The sequence below is a fragment of the Curtobacterium sp. MCBD17_013 genome (assembly GCF_003234565.1).
In the GTDB taxonomy this organism is placed as follows: domain Bacteria; phylum Actinomycetota; class Actinomycetes; order Actinomycetales; family Microbacteriaceae; genus Curtobacterium.
Window position 1 is genome coordinate 65,302 of the sequence record NZ_QKTU01000009.1, and the last position, 13,162, is coordinate 78,463.

The window sequence follows — 13,162 nt, forward strand, 5'->3', positions numbered from 1 at the left end:
CGCGCTTGTCCCCCGGAACGGTCCCCGGGTCAACAGCGCGACGGGTGTCGCTGGGCGCGCGCCGGAACCACGCGGAGTTGCTGTCCGCAACCAGGAGGACACGCGTACCCCACCGGCCTCGCCCCGGTCCCGGCCGGCGGGACGGACCGCCACCGCGCCTCCCGGCAGGGGGCCGGAATCGACATGACCGTTGTCGTCCGACAGCAGTCGGGTCGTCGCATGCAACCGCATCTGGTGCGTGTGCATCCGACGACCGCCGATCCGATGTCGGACGACCGCCGGACTGTCGAAGAGCAGCGAAGCCGGAGGAGGCTGCGGGGACGACGAAGGGCGGGCCTCCCGACTGGGAGACCCGCCCTCGGCGGTCGGACCGGCAGCGCCGGTCCGGACGGAACTACTTGGCGGCGACGACCTTCAGCGCGATGGTCGCGACGATGTCCTCGCGGAGCCGGACCGTGGCCTCGTGCTCGCCGACGGACTTGATCGACCCGGGGACCTCGATCTTGCGCTTGTCGAGCGAGCCGATGCCCTGCGCCTGCACGGCGTCGGCGACGTCGCCCGGGCGGACAGAGCCGAACAGGCGGCCGTCCTTGCCGGCCTTGACGGTCAGCGTGACGACGGCGTTCTGCAGCTTGAGCTTGAGGTCCTGGGCCTCTTCGATCGTGGCGAGCTCGCGCGCGGCGCGGGCGGCCTGGATCGACTCGACCTGCTTCTGACCACCACGCGACCACGCGACGGCGAAGCCCTGCGGGATCAGGTAGTTGCGGGCGTAGCCGTTCTTGACGTCGACGACGTCACCGGCGGAACCGAGGCCGGAGACCTCGTGGGTGAGGATGAGCTTCGACATGGGTGATCCTCCGATCAGCGGCCGGAGCCGGCGTAGGGGAGGAGCGCCATCTCGCGGGCGTTCTTCACGGCACGGGCGATGAGGCGCTGCTCCTGGACGGAGACGCCGGTGATACGGCGGGCACGGATCTTGCCGCGCTCGGAGATGAACTTGCGCAGGGTCGCGACGTCCTTGTAGTCGATGACGCCGACCTTGATCGACTTCGCGGGGGCGGCGTTCTTGCCGCCCTTGCCTCCGCGAGGCTTGCGGCGGTCGCCGCTGCTCTTTCCAGCCATTGGGGGATTCCTTCTAGTTCTGTTTCCGGATCAGCGGGGGAGCCGACTGATCAGAACGGGGTTTCGTCGTCGTAGGTGCCGCCCGGGGTGTTCCACACGTCGGACGAGGACGTGTTGCCACCCTGGTTGCCCTGCGGGGACCACGGTTCGTCGGACTGCGCGCCACCGTTGTACCCGCCGCCGCCGCCACCGTTGCCGCCGCCGACCTGGCCGCGGCCACCGCCGCCACCACCACCGGAGGCGCGGGTGACCTGGGCGGTCGCGTAGCGGAGCGAGGGGCCGATCTCGTCGACCTCGAGCTCGATGCTCGTGCGCTGCTGGCCTTCGCGGTCCTGGTAGGAGCGCTGACGCAGACGACCCTGCGCGATGACGCGCGAGCCCTTGGTCAGCGATCCCGCGACGTGCTCGGCGAACTCACGCCAGACACTCGCACGGAGGAACAGCGCGTCGCCGTCCTTCCACTCGTTCGCCTGACGGTCGAACGTGCGCGGTGTCGACGCGATGGTGAAGTTCGCCACCGCGAGGCCGTTCTGCGTGTACCGCAGCTCGGGATCGCTGGTGAGGTTGCCCACCACCGTGATGACGGTCTCGCCGGCCACGGGCTACTCGGCGCTCTTCGTGGCGGCCGCGGCCTTGCGGGCGGCGCGCTCGTCGGAGAGCTTCTTGGCGGCGGCGACCTGGGCGATCGCTTCCTCGGCGCGGAGGACCTTGGTGCGGAGCACGGCCTCGGAGAGACCGAGCTGGCGGTCGAGCTCCTTGGCGGCGTCGGCGTTCGCCGTCATGTTGACGACGGCGTAGATGCCCTCGGACTTCTTGTTGATCTCGTACGCGAGACGACGACGGCCCCAGACGTCCACGTTGTCGACGGTGCCACCGTCGTTGCGGATGACTGCGAGGAACCGGTCGAGCGACGGAGCGACCGTGCGCTCGTCGATCTCGGGGTCGAGGATGACCATCAGTTCGTACTGGTGCATGCGGAACCCACCTCCCTTGGTCTAGAACGGCTCCGGTCTTTCCGGAGCAGGAGGGTTGATGCATGTGTGCGACCACCACGAACACGGTGGGCACAACCTGACAAGACTAGCCGACGGCCGGGAGGCCCGGCAAGGGTTCTCCACAGCCCGACCGCCCGCACCGTGGTCGGGTGGTGCGGATCAGCCCCGCTCGGCCCACCAGGCGCGCAGGCGACGCTCCGCCTCGTCCGCGCCGAGGGGCCCCTCGTCCATGCGCGCCTCGAGCAGGAACCGGTAGGCCTCGCCGACCTCGCGCCCGGGGCGGATGTCGAGGATGCGCATGATGTCGTCGCCCGTCAGGTCCGGACGCATGGCGTCGAGTTCCTCCCGGTCGCGCAGGGCGGCGATCCGGTCCTCCAGGTCGTCGTACGCGAACCCGAGCCGGTCGGCCTTGCGGCGGTTGCGCGTCGTGACGTCCGAGCGGGTGAGCTCGTGGAGCCGCTCGAGCTGGTCGCCGGCGTCGCGGACGTACCGGCGCACGGCCGAGTCCGTCCACGCGCCGTCCGTGTAGCCGAAGAACCGCAGGTGCAGCTCGATGAGCTTCGTGACGGCGGCGACGGTCTCGTTGTCGAACCGCAGCGCGCGGAGCCGCTTGCGGGCGAGCTTGGCACCGACGAGGTCGTGGTGGTGGAAGCTCACGACGCCGCCGGGCTCAAGGCGGCGGGTGGCCGGCTTGCCGATGTCGTGGAGCAATGCGGCGACGCGGAGGACGATGTCGGGCGCGTCGCCGGCGTGCCGTTCGTGCTCGTAGCCGATCGCCTGCGTGAGCACGGTGAGCGAGTGCTCGTAGACGTCCTTGTGGTGGTGGTGCTCGTCGATCTCGAGCTGCATCGCCGGGAGTTCCGGCAGCACCCGCTCGGCGATGCCCGTGTCAACGAGGAGGCGCAACCCGGGCACGGGGTCGTCCGTGGCGAGCAGCTTGACGAACTCGTCGCGCACGCGCTCGGCGGAGATGATCGCGATCGAGCCGGCGAGCTCGGTCATCGCGGCGCGGACGTCGTCGCTCACGGTGAACCCGAGCTGGCCCGTGAACCGTGCCGCACGCATCATGCGGAGCGGGTCGTCGCGGAAGGACACCGCGGCGCTCTGCGGCGTCCGCAGTCGACCGGCGAGCAGGTCCTCGACGCCGTCGGCCACGTCGACGAGCTCGCGCTGGGGGAGTCGCAGGGCCATCGCGTTGACGGTGAAGTCCCGGCGGACCAGGTCCTCGGTGATGGCCGATCCGAACTCGACCTCGGGCTTCCGGGTCTCGCCGTCGTACACGTCGCTGCGGTACGTCGTGATCTCGACCTGCTCGCCACGCACGCGGGCCGCGATGGTGCCGAACTGTCGCCCGACGTCCCAGGTCGCGCTCGCGATCGGTTCCACGATCCGGAGGATCTCGTCGGGCCGGGCGTCCGTCGTGAAGTCGAGGTCGGTCACGGGCCGACCGAGGAAGGCGTCGCGGACGGGACCGCCGACGAGCGCGAGTTCGTGACCGGCCTCGGCGAAGGCGGCGGCCAGGGTGGCGACGGGTGCGGACTCGGCGAGGTGACCGAGGCGTTCCACGGCGTGTGCGACGGAGGGCATGACCCGTCGATCATCCCAGAACCCGGCCGTGCCGTGCCTCCTCGGCTGCGTCTCCGGCTGGGCCTCCTACACTCGTCCGAGGCCCGGACGGTCCCGGGCGCCTCTTCCATGCACATCCTCCGAACGCCACTCGCCGCCGCGGTGACCGCGCTGGTCGCCCTCGGCGTCGTCGGCGCGCCCGGAGTCGCGGAGGCGGCGAGCAGCAGCCATGCAGCGGCCAGCAGCAGCCACGCCGCGTCGGCCACGAGCAGTGCACGCGCGGTCGCGACCCCCGGTCCCACCGGCACGAACGCCAGCACCGCGACGCCCGCGCCCACCCACCCCGCGCAGAAGAACGCAGCGGCGCCCACCACGGCGACCACGGCCTCCCTGTCGGTGGCGGCGACGGACCAGGGCGTGCTCAAGCCGGACCAGGACCTCACCCTGACGGTCACCGTGACGAACGGCACCGACACGGACCTCGCCGCGACCACCGCGGACGTCTCCCTGTCGCGGAGCGTGACCGGGGACCGGTCCGACCTCGAGGACTGGCTCGACGACACCAGCTCAGACGGTTACCTCGGCTCCTACCTGACGAGTTTCGACGTCCCGGTGGTCCCCGCGCACCACACGGTCACGATGACCGACATCACGATCCCGTCAGCCACGGTCGGCCTCGACGGCTACTCGTTCGGCGCGCGCCGCCTCGCGGTCTCGTACGCGTCGGGCTCGGTCGACGTCGTCGGCCGTTCGGCCATCACCTGGTACCCGTCGCTGACGCAGCAGCCCACGGACGTCTCCGTCGTGATGCCGATCACCGTGCCCGCGACGACGTCGACCACGCTGTCGGCGTCGGAGCTCGCCGCGGACACCGCCGTCGACGGCACGCTCACGGCACAGCTCGACGCCGCGATCGACCACAACGTCGCGATCGGCATCGACCCGCGGATCATCGTCTCGATCCGGCTCCTGGGCCAGGACGCCCCGGAGTCCGCGGTGGCCTGGCTCGACCGTCTGACCGCCGCCCGGAACGAGACGTTCGCGCTCCCCTACGCCGACGCCGACCTGACGGGCCTCCGGCAGGCGGGGGCGCCGGGCGTCTTCACGCCGATCTCGTTCGACCAGGACGTCGACCCACGGCACTTCCCCGGAGCGGTCACCCCGACACCGACGGCCACCGCGACCGGGACGACGGGCGGTGCGAGCGGCGCCAGCGCGGCCGCCGCGAGCGCGACGCCGACCGCCGGTGCGGGCCCGTCCACGTCGGCCGGTGGAGGCACGGGGACGAGCGCCGGCGCCGGAACCAGCACCGGGGGCGAGACCGGAACGGCGGCCGGAACCGGAACGACCGCCGGCACCGACACAACCCCGGCGCCCGGCACGGGCCAGCCGGAAGGCGAGCCCACGCCCGCCGCGCCCACGCTGCCGACGATGCAGACCCTGCTCGACTTCCCGTACACGCTGCCCTCGATCGCCTGGCCGGACGAGGACACCGTCACCTCGGACGACCTCCCGGTACTCGCCAAGGGGGGTTACCAGCACACCATCGTCGCGAACGGGAACACCACGGCCGGCGCGGACACCACGGTCGCCGCCTCCGCCAAGGCCGGGACCGCCGACCTCCTCGTGTCCGACGAACGGCTGAGCGCGCTCCTCGACGACGCCGCGGACGCACCCGATCAGGCGTCGTGGCAGAGCGCGATGGCGGCGCTCACCGCCACCCTCGCGACGACGACGCGCCAGGCGAGCACCTCCGCCCCGATCCTCCTGACGTTCGACCGTTCATGGCCGACCGACCCGACCCGCATGTCTGACACGCTCGACGCGCTCGAGTCGATGCCGTGGGTCTCGCCCACGGACCTCTCGACGACCATCGGCACCGCGCCGACGAGCGTCTCGGTGAGCAACCACGCCGAGCCCGACGACCGCCTCGCGCAACTCCGCCAGCTCGTCCAGTCCGAGAGTGCCGTCACCGCGTTCTCGACCGCGCTGACCACCCCCACCGACCTCACGGCGCCGACCCGGCTCCACACGCTCGCCCTCGCCTCGACCGCGTGGACGACCGACCTCGCGGGACTGCAGCGTGCCGTGGCCGTCCGGGTGAAACGGGCGAACGCCGTCGTCGACTCCGTCGGGATCGTCGACTCGAGCTCCATCACCCTGCTCGGCGACCGGTCGTCCCTGCCGATCTCCGTCCGCAACAAGTCCGAGTTCCCCGTGACCGTCTACCTGACGGTGACGCCGTCGAACTCGTTCCTCCGGGTCGAGAAGAACGCGCTCCAGGTCACCGTCCAGCCCGAGTCGCAGTCGCGCATCACGTTCCCCGTGCAGTCCGTCGCGAACGGCAAGGTGCAGCTCCAGCTCACGCTGACGAGCTCCACCGGGACGCGGGTCGCGCAGCCGAGCGCGGTCGAGATCAACGTGCAGGCCCAGTGGGAGACCATCATCACCGGCCTCGCCGGAGCCGCGGTCGTGGTGATCTTCGGCCTCGGGATCCTGCGCAACATCCGCCGACGCCTCCGTCGCCGGTCCGGTGGCGCGCCTCCTGAGGACGACGACGACCCCAACCGTCCGCTCGACGACCAGCCGGTGGCCGCGTCGGCCCCCGCCCCCGCGGCCACCGCATCCACGGCCGTCGCCACACCCGCAGCCGTCGCCACACCCGCGGCCGTCGCCGCTGCACGCCCGACGGGCGCACGAGAACGGAACGACGTGACCGACGACCTCCAGACCGCTCGGCCGGGAGGCACGGCTCCACTCGCCGGGACCCCCATCGGTGCCGCGGCACCCACCGCCGGCACCCCGGGCACGACGGACGCGGCCGTCGGGGCGGGCGCGGTCGTCGGGGCGGGCGCGGTCGCGGCAGCGGGCGCGATCGATGGTGCGGCTCCGACCGGCGGCGCGACCCCGACCGGCGGCGCGGCTCCGACCGGCGGCGCGACCCCGACCGGCGGCGCGACCCCGACCGGCGGCGCGACCCCGACCGGCGGCGCGACCCCGACCGGCGGCGCGACCCCGACCGCCCCGGCGGAACGCGGCCTCGGCCGGGCCAGCGCCCTGCTCGCGATCGGCACGATGGTGTCGCGCGTCCTCGGGTTCGCCAAGACGTTCGTCCTCGCGGCCGCGATCGGCCAGTCCGGCAGCGCCGCCGCCAACGCCTTCGCCGTCTCGAACCAGCTGCCGAACAACATCTACGCGCTCATCGCGGGCGGCCTGCTCAGCGCGGTCCTCATCCCGCAGATCGTCCGCTCGATGAAGCAGCACGCCGACGGCGGTCAGGCGTACATCAACCGGATCGTCACGCTCGGGGGCATCGTGTTCCTCGGCGTCACCGTCGTCGCCACCGCGATCGCACCCCTGCTCGTCCACCTGTACAGCCAGTCCGCGGGCAGCGGCGGCAAGGGCTTCGCGGACGACACCACCGCACTGGCGGTCGCGTTCGCGTTCTGGTGCCTGCCGCAGATCCTCTTCTACGCGCTGTACTCGCTGCTCGGCGAGGTCCTCAACGCCCGCCAGGTGTTCGGGCCCTTCACGTGGGCGCCGCTCCTCAACAACGTCATCGCGATCGCCGGGCTCGTCGTGTTCATCGCCCTCTTCGGCACGCGCGGGTTCAACAGCGACGCAGGCGACTGGACGCCGACGAAGATCGCCGTGCTCGCCGGGAGCGCCACTCTGGGCGTCGCGGTGCAGGCGGCGTTCCTGCTGCTCTTCTGGCGTCGTGCCGGCCTGGGGTTCCGTCCCGACTTCCGGTGGCGCGGGGTGGGCCTCAAGGCGACGGGGACCGCGGCCGGCTGGCTGTTCCTCATGATCCTGGTGACGCAGTTGGCGGGCATCGTGCAGTCGCGGGTGGCATCCCTCGGTACGGGCGCGGGCAACGCGACGCTGCAGAACTCGTGGCTGCTGTTCATGCTGCCGCACTCGATCATCACCGTGTCGATCGCCACCGCCTACTTCACCCGGATGAGCCACGACGCGGAACGGGGTGACATCGCCGCGGTCCGCCGGAACCTGTCGCAGTCGCTCCGGATCGTCGGTCTGTTCACCGTGTTCGCGTCGGTCGCCCTCATCGTCCTGGCGTTCCCGTTCGCCCGGATCTACGAGCACGCCTTCACGGACGTCCGGTCGATGGCCTTCGTGCTCGTCGCCTACATGCCCGGCCTGGTGCTGTTCAGCATGTTGTTCATCATCCAGCGGGTGTTCTGGGCCCTCCACGACCACCGCACGCCGTTCTTCATGCAGCTCGTGCAGTCCGGGCTGTTCGTCATCGGCGCCTACGCCGTCGCGGCCCTGCCCGGCTCGGCCATCGGTGTCGGCGTCGCGATCACGACCACCCTCGCCGGGAGCGCCCAGACCGTCGTCGCGCTCGTCATCGTCCGCCGACGCCTCGCCGGCATCGAGGGCGGCGCCGTGACGCGCTCGCACGTGCAGTTCGTCGTCGCCGCGATCGTCGCCGGGGCCGCCGGGGTCGCCGTCGCCGCGTTCTTCGGGGCGTTCCGAGCCGGCGGGTTCGCGATGACGGACGTCACGAGTGCGCTCATCACCCTCGCGCTCACCGCGGCCGCCATGGTGGTCGTGTACGTGGCCGTGCTCGTCCTCACGCGCAACGGCGAGATCCGAAGCGCGGTGGGCCTCCTCCGGGCCCGTCTCGGACGCTGAACGCGGGCCGAGCGGCGGAATGCGCCGCCGGTACCATGTGTTGATCCGATCGGACCGGGAGGCACCGGTCCGGTCCTCCAGGACGTCCACGACGAAAGGGCACCAGGCATGCGCCAGCTCATCATCATCGGCTCCGGTCCCGCCGCGCTGACCGCCGCGATCTACAGCGCGCGCGCCGAGCTGAAGCCCCTCGTGGTCGCGTCCAGCGTCGAGACCGGCGGCGAGCTCACCAAGACCACCGAGGTCGAGAACTTCCCCGGCTTCCCGGAGGGCATCCAGGGCCCCGACCTCATGATGAAGATGCAGGAGCAGGCCGAGAAGTTCGGCGCGGAGATCCTGTACGACGACGCCGTGTCCGTCGACCTCACGGGCGACGTCAAGAAGGTCACCGTCGGTGGCGGCCAGACCTACGAGTCGCTCGCCGTGATCTACGCGACCGGCTCCGCCTACCGCAACCTGGGCCTCCCGGACGAGCAGCGCCTGTCGGGCCACGGCGTGTCGTGGTGCGCGACCTGCGACGGCTTCTTCTTCCGCCAAAAGAACATCGCCGTCGTCGGCGGTGGCGACTCCGCGATGGAGGAAGCCACGTTCCTCACCCGCTTCGCCGACACGGTGACGGTGATCCACCGGAAGGACGTCCTGCGCGCGTCGAAGATCATGCAGGACCGCGCGTTCAACGACCCGAAGATCGTGTTCGCGTGGAACAAGGAGGTCGTCGCCATCCACGGTGAGACCTCGGTGGAGGGCGTCACGCTCCGCGACACCACCACCGGCGAGGAGTCGCAGCTGCCCCTCGACGGTCTGTTCATCGCGATCGGCAACGACCCGCGCACGCACCTCATCCACGGCCAGGTCGACCTCGCCCCCGAGGGCACCATCGCCGTCGACGGACGCTCGTCGCGCACGAACCTGTCCGGCGTCTTCGCGGCCGGTGACGTCATCGACCCGACCTACCGGCAGGCGATCACCGCGGCCGGTTCCGGCACGGTGGCGGCCCTCGACGCCGAGAAGTTCCTCGCCGACCTCGAGCCCGAGCTCGCCGCCCTGGCGGACGGTCCGGTCCCGGTCGAGCCCGTCACGATCTCGCCGGTCGAGCCGGCCACGGTCGGGAGCTGAGCGGTCGCGCCCGGCCGCGCCGTGCCTCCCGTCCAACGGAATAGCGACACGGACGTCGATGTTGTCCACAACGACCAACCCAAGGAAGCAGGAACCATGTCCAACGCCAAGGCAGTGACCGACGCGTCGTTCTCGAGCGACGTGCTGCAGTCCGACAAGACGATCCTCGTCGACTTCTGGGCCGAGTGGTGCGGGCCGTGTCGTGCGGTCTCCCCGATCCTCGACCAGATCGCGTCGGAGCACAGCGACAAGATCGAGATCGTCAAGCTCAACGTGGACGAGAACCCCCAGTCCGCAATGCAGTACCAGATCACCTCGATCCCCGCGATGAAGGTCTTCCGCGGCGGTGAGGTCGTCAAGACCGTGATCGGTGCGAAGCCGAAGCCGGCGCTCGAGGCCGACCTGGCCGAGTTCCTGGTCTGACACCAGCCCCGACGGCTCCTGAAGCCCCGTCTCCCGATCCGGGAGGCGGGGCTTCCGTCGTCCACGCGGAGCCACGCGTCCGGAACTGGCCTGCGCGGGGACGGACGGGCGTGCACGGGCATGCCGTATCGTGGCCGGAACGCCGTCCGTCGGCGTCGGCGTTGGCGTCCGCGATCGGCGCCCCAGTGATCGGAGACCATGCGATGACCGACCGGGGAACCAGCCTCGACCCGTGGTACGACTCCTACGCCCAGCGCACCGCAGGGCTGAGCGCATCCGAGGTCCGAGCACTCTTCGCCGTCGCATCCCGCCCCGAGGTCGTCTCCCTGGCTGGCGGCATGCCGTTCGTGTCCGCGCTCCCCCGCGAGCTCGTCACCGGGTCCATCGACCGGGTCATGGAGCACGACGCCGCCATGGCGCTGCAGTACGGCGGCGGCCAGGGTCTCCGGACCCTCCGTGAGCACATCGTCGACATCATGGCACTCGAGGGCGTCCGTGCGAGCGCCGAGGACGTCGTCGTCACCACGGGTTCACAGCACGCCCTCGACCTCGTCACGCGGCTGTTCATCGATCCGGGCGACGTCGTCCTGGCGGAGTCGCCGTCGTACGTCGGTGCGATCGGTGTGTTCCGCTCGTACCAGGCCGAGACCGCGCACGTGGCCATGGACGACCAGGGCCTGGTCCCCGAGGCCCTGCGCGAGACCATCGCACGCCTCAGGGCCGCCGGCAAGCGCATGAAGTTCCTGTACACCATCCCGAACTTCCACAACCCCGCGGGCGTCACGATGAGCCGCGAACGCCGCATCGAGATCCTCGACATCTGCCGGTCGAACCAGATCCTCGTGCTCGAGGACAACCCCTACGGTCTCCTCTGGTTCGACGAGCCGGCGCCGCAGGCCATCCGCTCGATCGACGAGGACGGCGTCGTGTACCTCGGCTCCTTCTCGAAGACCCTCGCCCCGGGATTCCGTGTCGGGTGGGCCCTCGCGCCGCACGCCATCCGCGAGAAGCTCGTGCTCGCGAACGAATCCGCCGTGCTCGCGCCGAACTCGTTCGGACAGTACGTCGTGAGCGCGTACCTCGATGCCGCGGACTGGAAGGCCCAGATCACCACCTTCCGCGGTCTCTACGCGGAGCGCCGCGACGCCATGCTCGCCGCCCTCGCCGAGTTCCTCCCCGACTTGCGGTGGACCACGCCGAACGGCGGGTTCTTCGTGTGGCTCACGCTGCCGGAGCAGCTCGACTCCAAGGCGATGCTGCCCCGCGCGGTCAAGGAACTCGTCGCCTACACGCCGGGTACCGCGTTCTTCGCGGACGGCCGCGGGGGCGGACACATGCGTCTCTCCTTCTGCTACCCCACACCGGAGCAGATCCGCACCGGCGTGAAGCGGCTCGCGACCGTCGTGAACGACGAACTCGAGCTCATCGAGACCTTCGGCACCGCCGCCCGGCCGGCGCCGATCACCGACCCCGCCCAGACGGTCTCCGCACCGCCGCCGAACATGTCCTGACCCGCGTCGCCGTTTCGGCCGACCGCTCCTGACCAGGGATTCATCACGCCGCGCGCCGCGCGGCCGCACTCGAGGAACGCATCATGGTGGAGTTCGCCCGTCGTCACGTCGTCGTCGTCGCGGGGGGCATCTCGCACGAGCGGGACATCTCGCTCCGTTCCGGACGACGCGTGGCTGACTCGCTCATCGGCTACGGCTGGCAGGTCGATCTCCGGGACGCCGACGCGACGCTGCTGCCCGCGCTGCGCGAACTCCAGCCCGACGTCGTCTGGCCCGCGCTCCACGGCGCCAGCGGTGAGGACGGCGCGCTCCGCGGCATCCTCGAGGCACTCGACGTGCCGTTCGTCGGTTCGCGCGCCACCTCGGCTCGCCTCGCGTGGGACAAACCGACCGCATCCGCACTCGCCGCTCGGGCGGGCGTTCGCACGCCGCGATCGGTCACCCTGTCGCACGACGTCTTCCGCGAACTCGGCGCCGTCAGCGTGCTCGCGGCCATCGCGGACGAGCACCCGATCCCCCTCGTGGTCAAGCCCGCCCGCGGTGGCAGCGCGCAGGGCGTCACCCTGGTCCACGACACGGCCGATCTGCCGCGAGCGATGGTCACGGCGTACACCTACTGCGACGACGTCATCGTCGAGCAGCTCATCACCGGGACCGAGATCGCCGTCGGGGTGGTCGACACCGGGGATGACCCGGTGCCCCTCGCTCCCGTCGAGATCGTCCCGCGATCCGGCGTGTACGGGTACGAGGCGCGGTACAACGCTGGTGAGACGACCTTCTACACCCCGGCGCGCCTGTCGGCCGCAGCCGCAACGGCGGCGGCCGACGCAGCAGTCGCAGCACACGTCGCGCTCGGCCTCCGGCACATCTCGCGCGTCGACATGATCGTCGACGCGGTTGAGACACCGTGGTTCCTCGAGGTGAACGTCCTTCCCGGACTCACCGAGACGTCGCTCGTGCCGCAGGCCCTCCTGGCCTCCGGTCATGACCTCGGGTGGGTCTACGCCGAACTCGCCGAGCAGGCCATCCGCGACCATCGCCGGTAGCGGTCGTCTGTCCCACGGGGGATCAGCCCGGTCCCGAGCAGCGCGGTCCGGTCCCGGGCGGCGCAGTGCACGCGCGTTCCACGTGAAACATTCGGCTGCTCCAGGCGCAGTTGGAGACGACCCGGTTCTGTGGCTTGGCGAGGGTGAACGCGACGGCCGGAGTTGGCCACGGGTCGTCCTGATCGGCGTGCGGTCGAGGCCCCGTAGTCGTCCCCGCAGGAGCAAGCTGATCGGCGTACCGAGCGCCCAGCGGCAGCACGATCTGCGTGGCGGCCCAACAACAGCACACCGAGGACGCCGGGACACGACTGTGCGATCGTGCGCTGCGGTGGCCCGGCTCCGCGTCCACCAAGCGTAGCCTGATCGCCGCCCGGGTGCCGAGGACGGCCCACTCCGGCGACGAGGCGCGCTGATCACGATCCGCGCACCCCGCCTCGCGACCGCCGCATGCGCCCGCGGTGGCAGCGAGGATCGCCCATCGTGGTTGCCTCACGCGCCGCCCGGATGGCTGCCCGGATCGCCGCCCACCCGGCGCCTCGCGCTCCGCCTCAGGGTCACCCGACTCGCCGCCCATCTAACCTCTCATCCGCCGCCCGTCTCGCTGCCATCCTGGCGGGCCCGATCAACGTCCCGGCGCAATCCCCCGCGATCATCCGAGCGCGAGCCACCAGCGCCGCGGTCAACCTCCTGCAGCGATCTCCGGTCTGCCGTCCGTCGTCATCGAGAC

Annotated in this window: 10 protein-coding genes; 5 read left to right on the forward strand and 5 right to left on the reverse strand. The window is 71.2% G+C overall.

Annotated elements, in window-relative coordinates; all coding sequences use genetic code 11:
- Window positions 1-394 precede the first annotated feature (394 nt).
- The 5 genes from rplI to DEI81_RS11030 form a co-directional block, all read right to left on the reverse strand.
- A complete protein-coding gene (gene rplI / locus DEI81_RS11010; RefSeq protein ID WP_111010767.1) occupies window positions 395-847 on the reverse strand; it encodes a 50S ribosomal protein L9 in 453 nt (150 codons plus the stop codon).
- 14 nt (window positions 848-861) lie between these two features.
- The gene (rpsR, locus tag DEI81_RS11015) at window positions 862-1,122 is read right to left on the reverse strand and encodes a 30S ribosomal protein S18 (RefSeq protein WP_066517360.1); all 261 of its coding nucleotides are present in this window, start codon (window positions 1,120-1,122) and stop codon (window positions 862-864) included.
- Between the two features lie 50 nt (window positions 1,123-1,172).
- Entirely contained in the window at window positions 1,173-1,721 is a 549-nt protein-coding gene (locus tag DEI81_RS11020; RefSeq protein WP_111010768.1) for a single-stranded DNA-binding protein, read from the reverse strand.
- 3 nt (window positions 1,722-1,724) lie between these two features.
- Window positions 1,725-2,096 (reverse strand): 30S ribosomal protein S6, encoded by a 372-nt coding sequence (rpsF, locus tag DEI81_RS11025; RefSeq protein WP_111010769.1) that lies wholly within the window; start codon window positions 2,094-2,096, stop codon window positions 1,725-1,727.
- Window positions 2,097-2,276: 180 nt separating this feature from the next.
- Window positions 2,277-3,704 carry a CCA tRNA nucleotidyltransferase gene (locus DEI81_RS11030; RefSeq protein WP_111010770.1) on the reverse strand — a complete coding sequence of 476 codons (1,428 nt, stop codon included), beginning with the start codon at window positions 3,702-3,704 and terminating at the stop codon, window positions 2,277-2,279.
- Window positions 3,705-3,812: 108 nt separating this feature from the next.
- Between DEI81_RS11030 and murJ the strand changes: the two genes are divergently transcribed.
- The 5 genes from murJ to DEI81_RS11060 all read left to right on the forward strand — a co-directional run bounded on the left by murJ (window position 3,813) and on the right by DEI81_RS11060 (window position 12,435).
- The gene (murJ, locus tag DEI81_RS16420) at window positions 3,813-8,339 is read left to right on the forward strand and encodes a murein biosynthesis integral membrane protein MurJ (RefSeq protein ID WP_220035678.1); all 4,527 of its coding nucleotides are present in this window, start codon (window positions 3,813-3,815) and stop codon (window positions 8,337-8,339) included.
- Between the two features lie 108 nt (window positions 8,340-8,447).
- Window positions 8,448-9,455, forward strand: coding sequence for a thioredoxin-disulfide reductase (trxB, locus tag DEI81_RS11045; RefSeq protein WP_111010771.1), 1,008 nt, complete (start codon window positions 8,448-8,450; stop codon window positions 9,453-9,455).
- A 96-nt stretch (window positions 9,456-9,551) separates the two neighbouring features.
- Window positions 9,552-9,878: a thioredoxin gene (gene trxA / locus DEI81_RS11050; RefSeq protein WP_111010772.1), complete on the forward strand. Its 327-nt coding sequence runs from the start codon at window positions 9,552-9,554 to the stop codon at window positions 9,876-9,878.
- Window positions 9,879-10,081: 203 nt separating this feature from the next.
- Complete coding sequence (locus tag DEI81_RS11055) at window positions 10,082-11,389, forward strand: PLP-dependent aminotransferase family protein (protein ID WP_111010773.1); 1,308 nt, start codon at window positions 10,082-10,084, stop codon at window positions 11,387-11,389.
- A gap of 83 nt (window positions 11,390-11,472) precedes the next feature.
- On the forward strand, window positions 11,473-12,435 hold the full coding sequence (locus tag DEI81_RS11060) for a D-alanine--D-alanine ligase (protein ID WP_111010774.1): 963 nt from the start codon (window positions 11,473-11,475) through the stop codon (window positions 12,433-12,435).
- The last annotated feature ends 727 nt before the right edge of the window (window positions 12,436-13,162 follow it).

Bases quoted from the DNA above. Each gene is read 5' to 3' on its own strand.
- DEI81_RS11030 (WP_111010770.1), bottom strand. From the start codon at position 3,704: ATGCCCTCCGTCGCACACGCCGTGGAACGCCTCGGTCACCTCGCCGAG.
- rpsF (WP_111010769.1), bottom strand. From the start codon at position 2,096: ATGCACCAGTACGAACTGATGGTCATCCTCGACCCCGAGATCGACGAG.
- rplI (WP_111010767.1), bottom strand. From the start codon at position 847: ATGTCGAAGCTCATCCTCACCCACGAGGTCTCCGGCCTCGGTTCCGCC.
- trxB (WP_111010771.1), top strand. From the start codon at position 8,448: ATGCGCCAGCTCATCATCATCGGCTCCGGTCCCGCCGCGCTGACCGCC.
- DEI81_RS11055 (WP_111010773.1), top strand. From the start codon at position 10,082: ATGACCGACCGGGGAACCAGCCTCGACCCGTGGTACGACTCCTACGCC.
- trxA (WP_111010772.1), top strand. From the start codon at position 9,552: ATGTCCAACGCCAAGGCAGTGACCGACGCGTCGTTCTCGAGCGACGTG.
- murJ (WP_220035678.1), top strand. From the start codon at position 3,813: ATGCACATCCTCCGAACGCCACTCGCCGCCGCGGTGACCGCGCTGGTC.
- rpsR (WP_066517360.1), bottom strand. From the start codon at position 1,122: ATGGCTGGAAAGAGCAGCGGCGACCGCCGCAAGCCTCGCGGAGGCAAG.
- DEI81_RS11060 (WP_111010774.1), top strand. From the start codon at position 11,473: ATGGTGGAGTTCGCCCGTCGTCACGTCGTCGTCGTCGCGGGGGGCATC.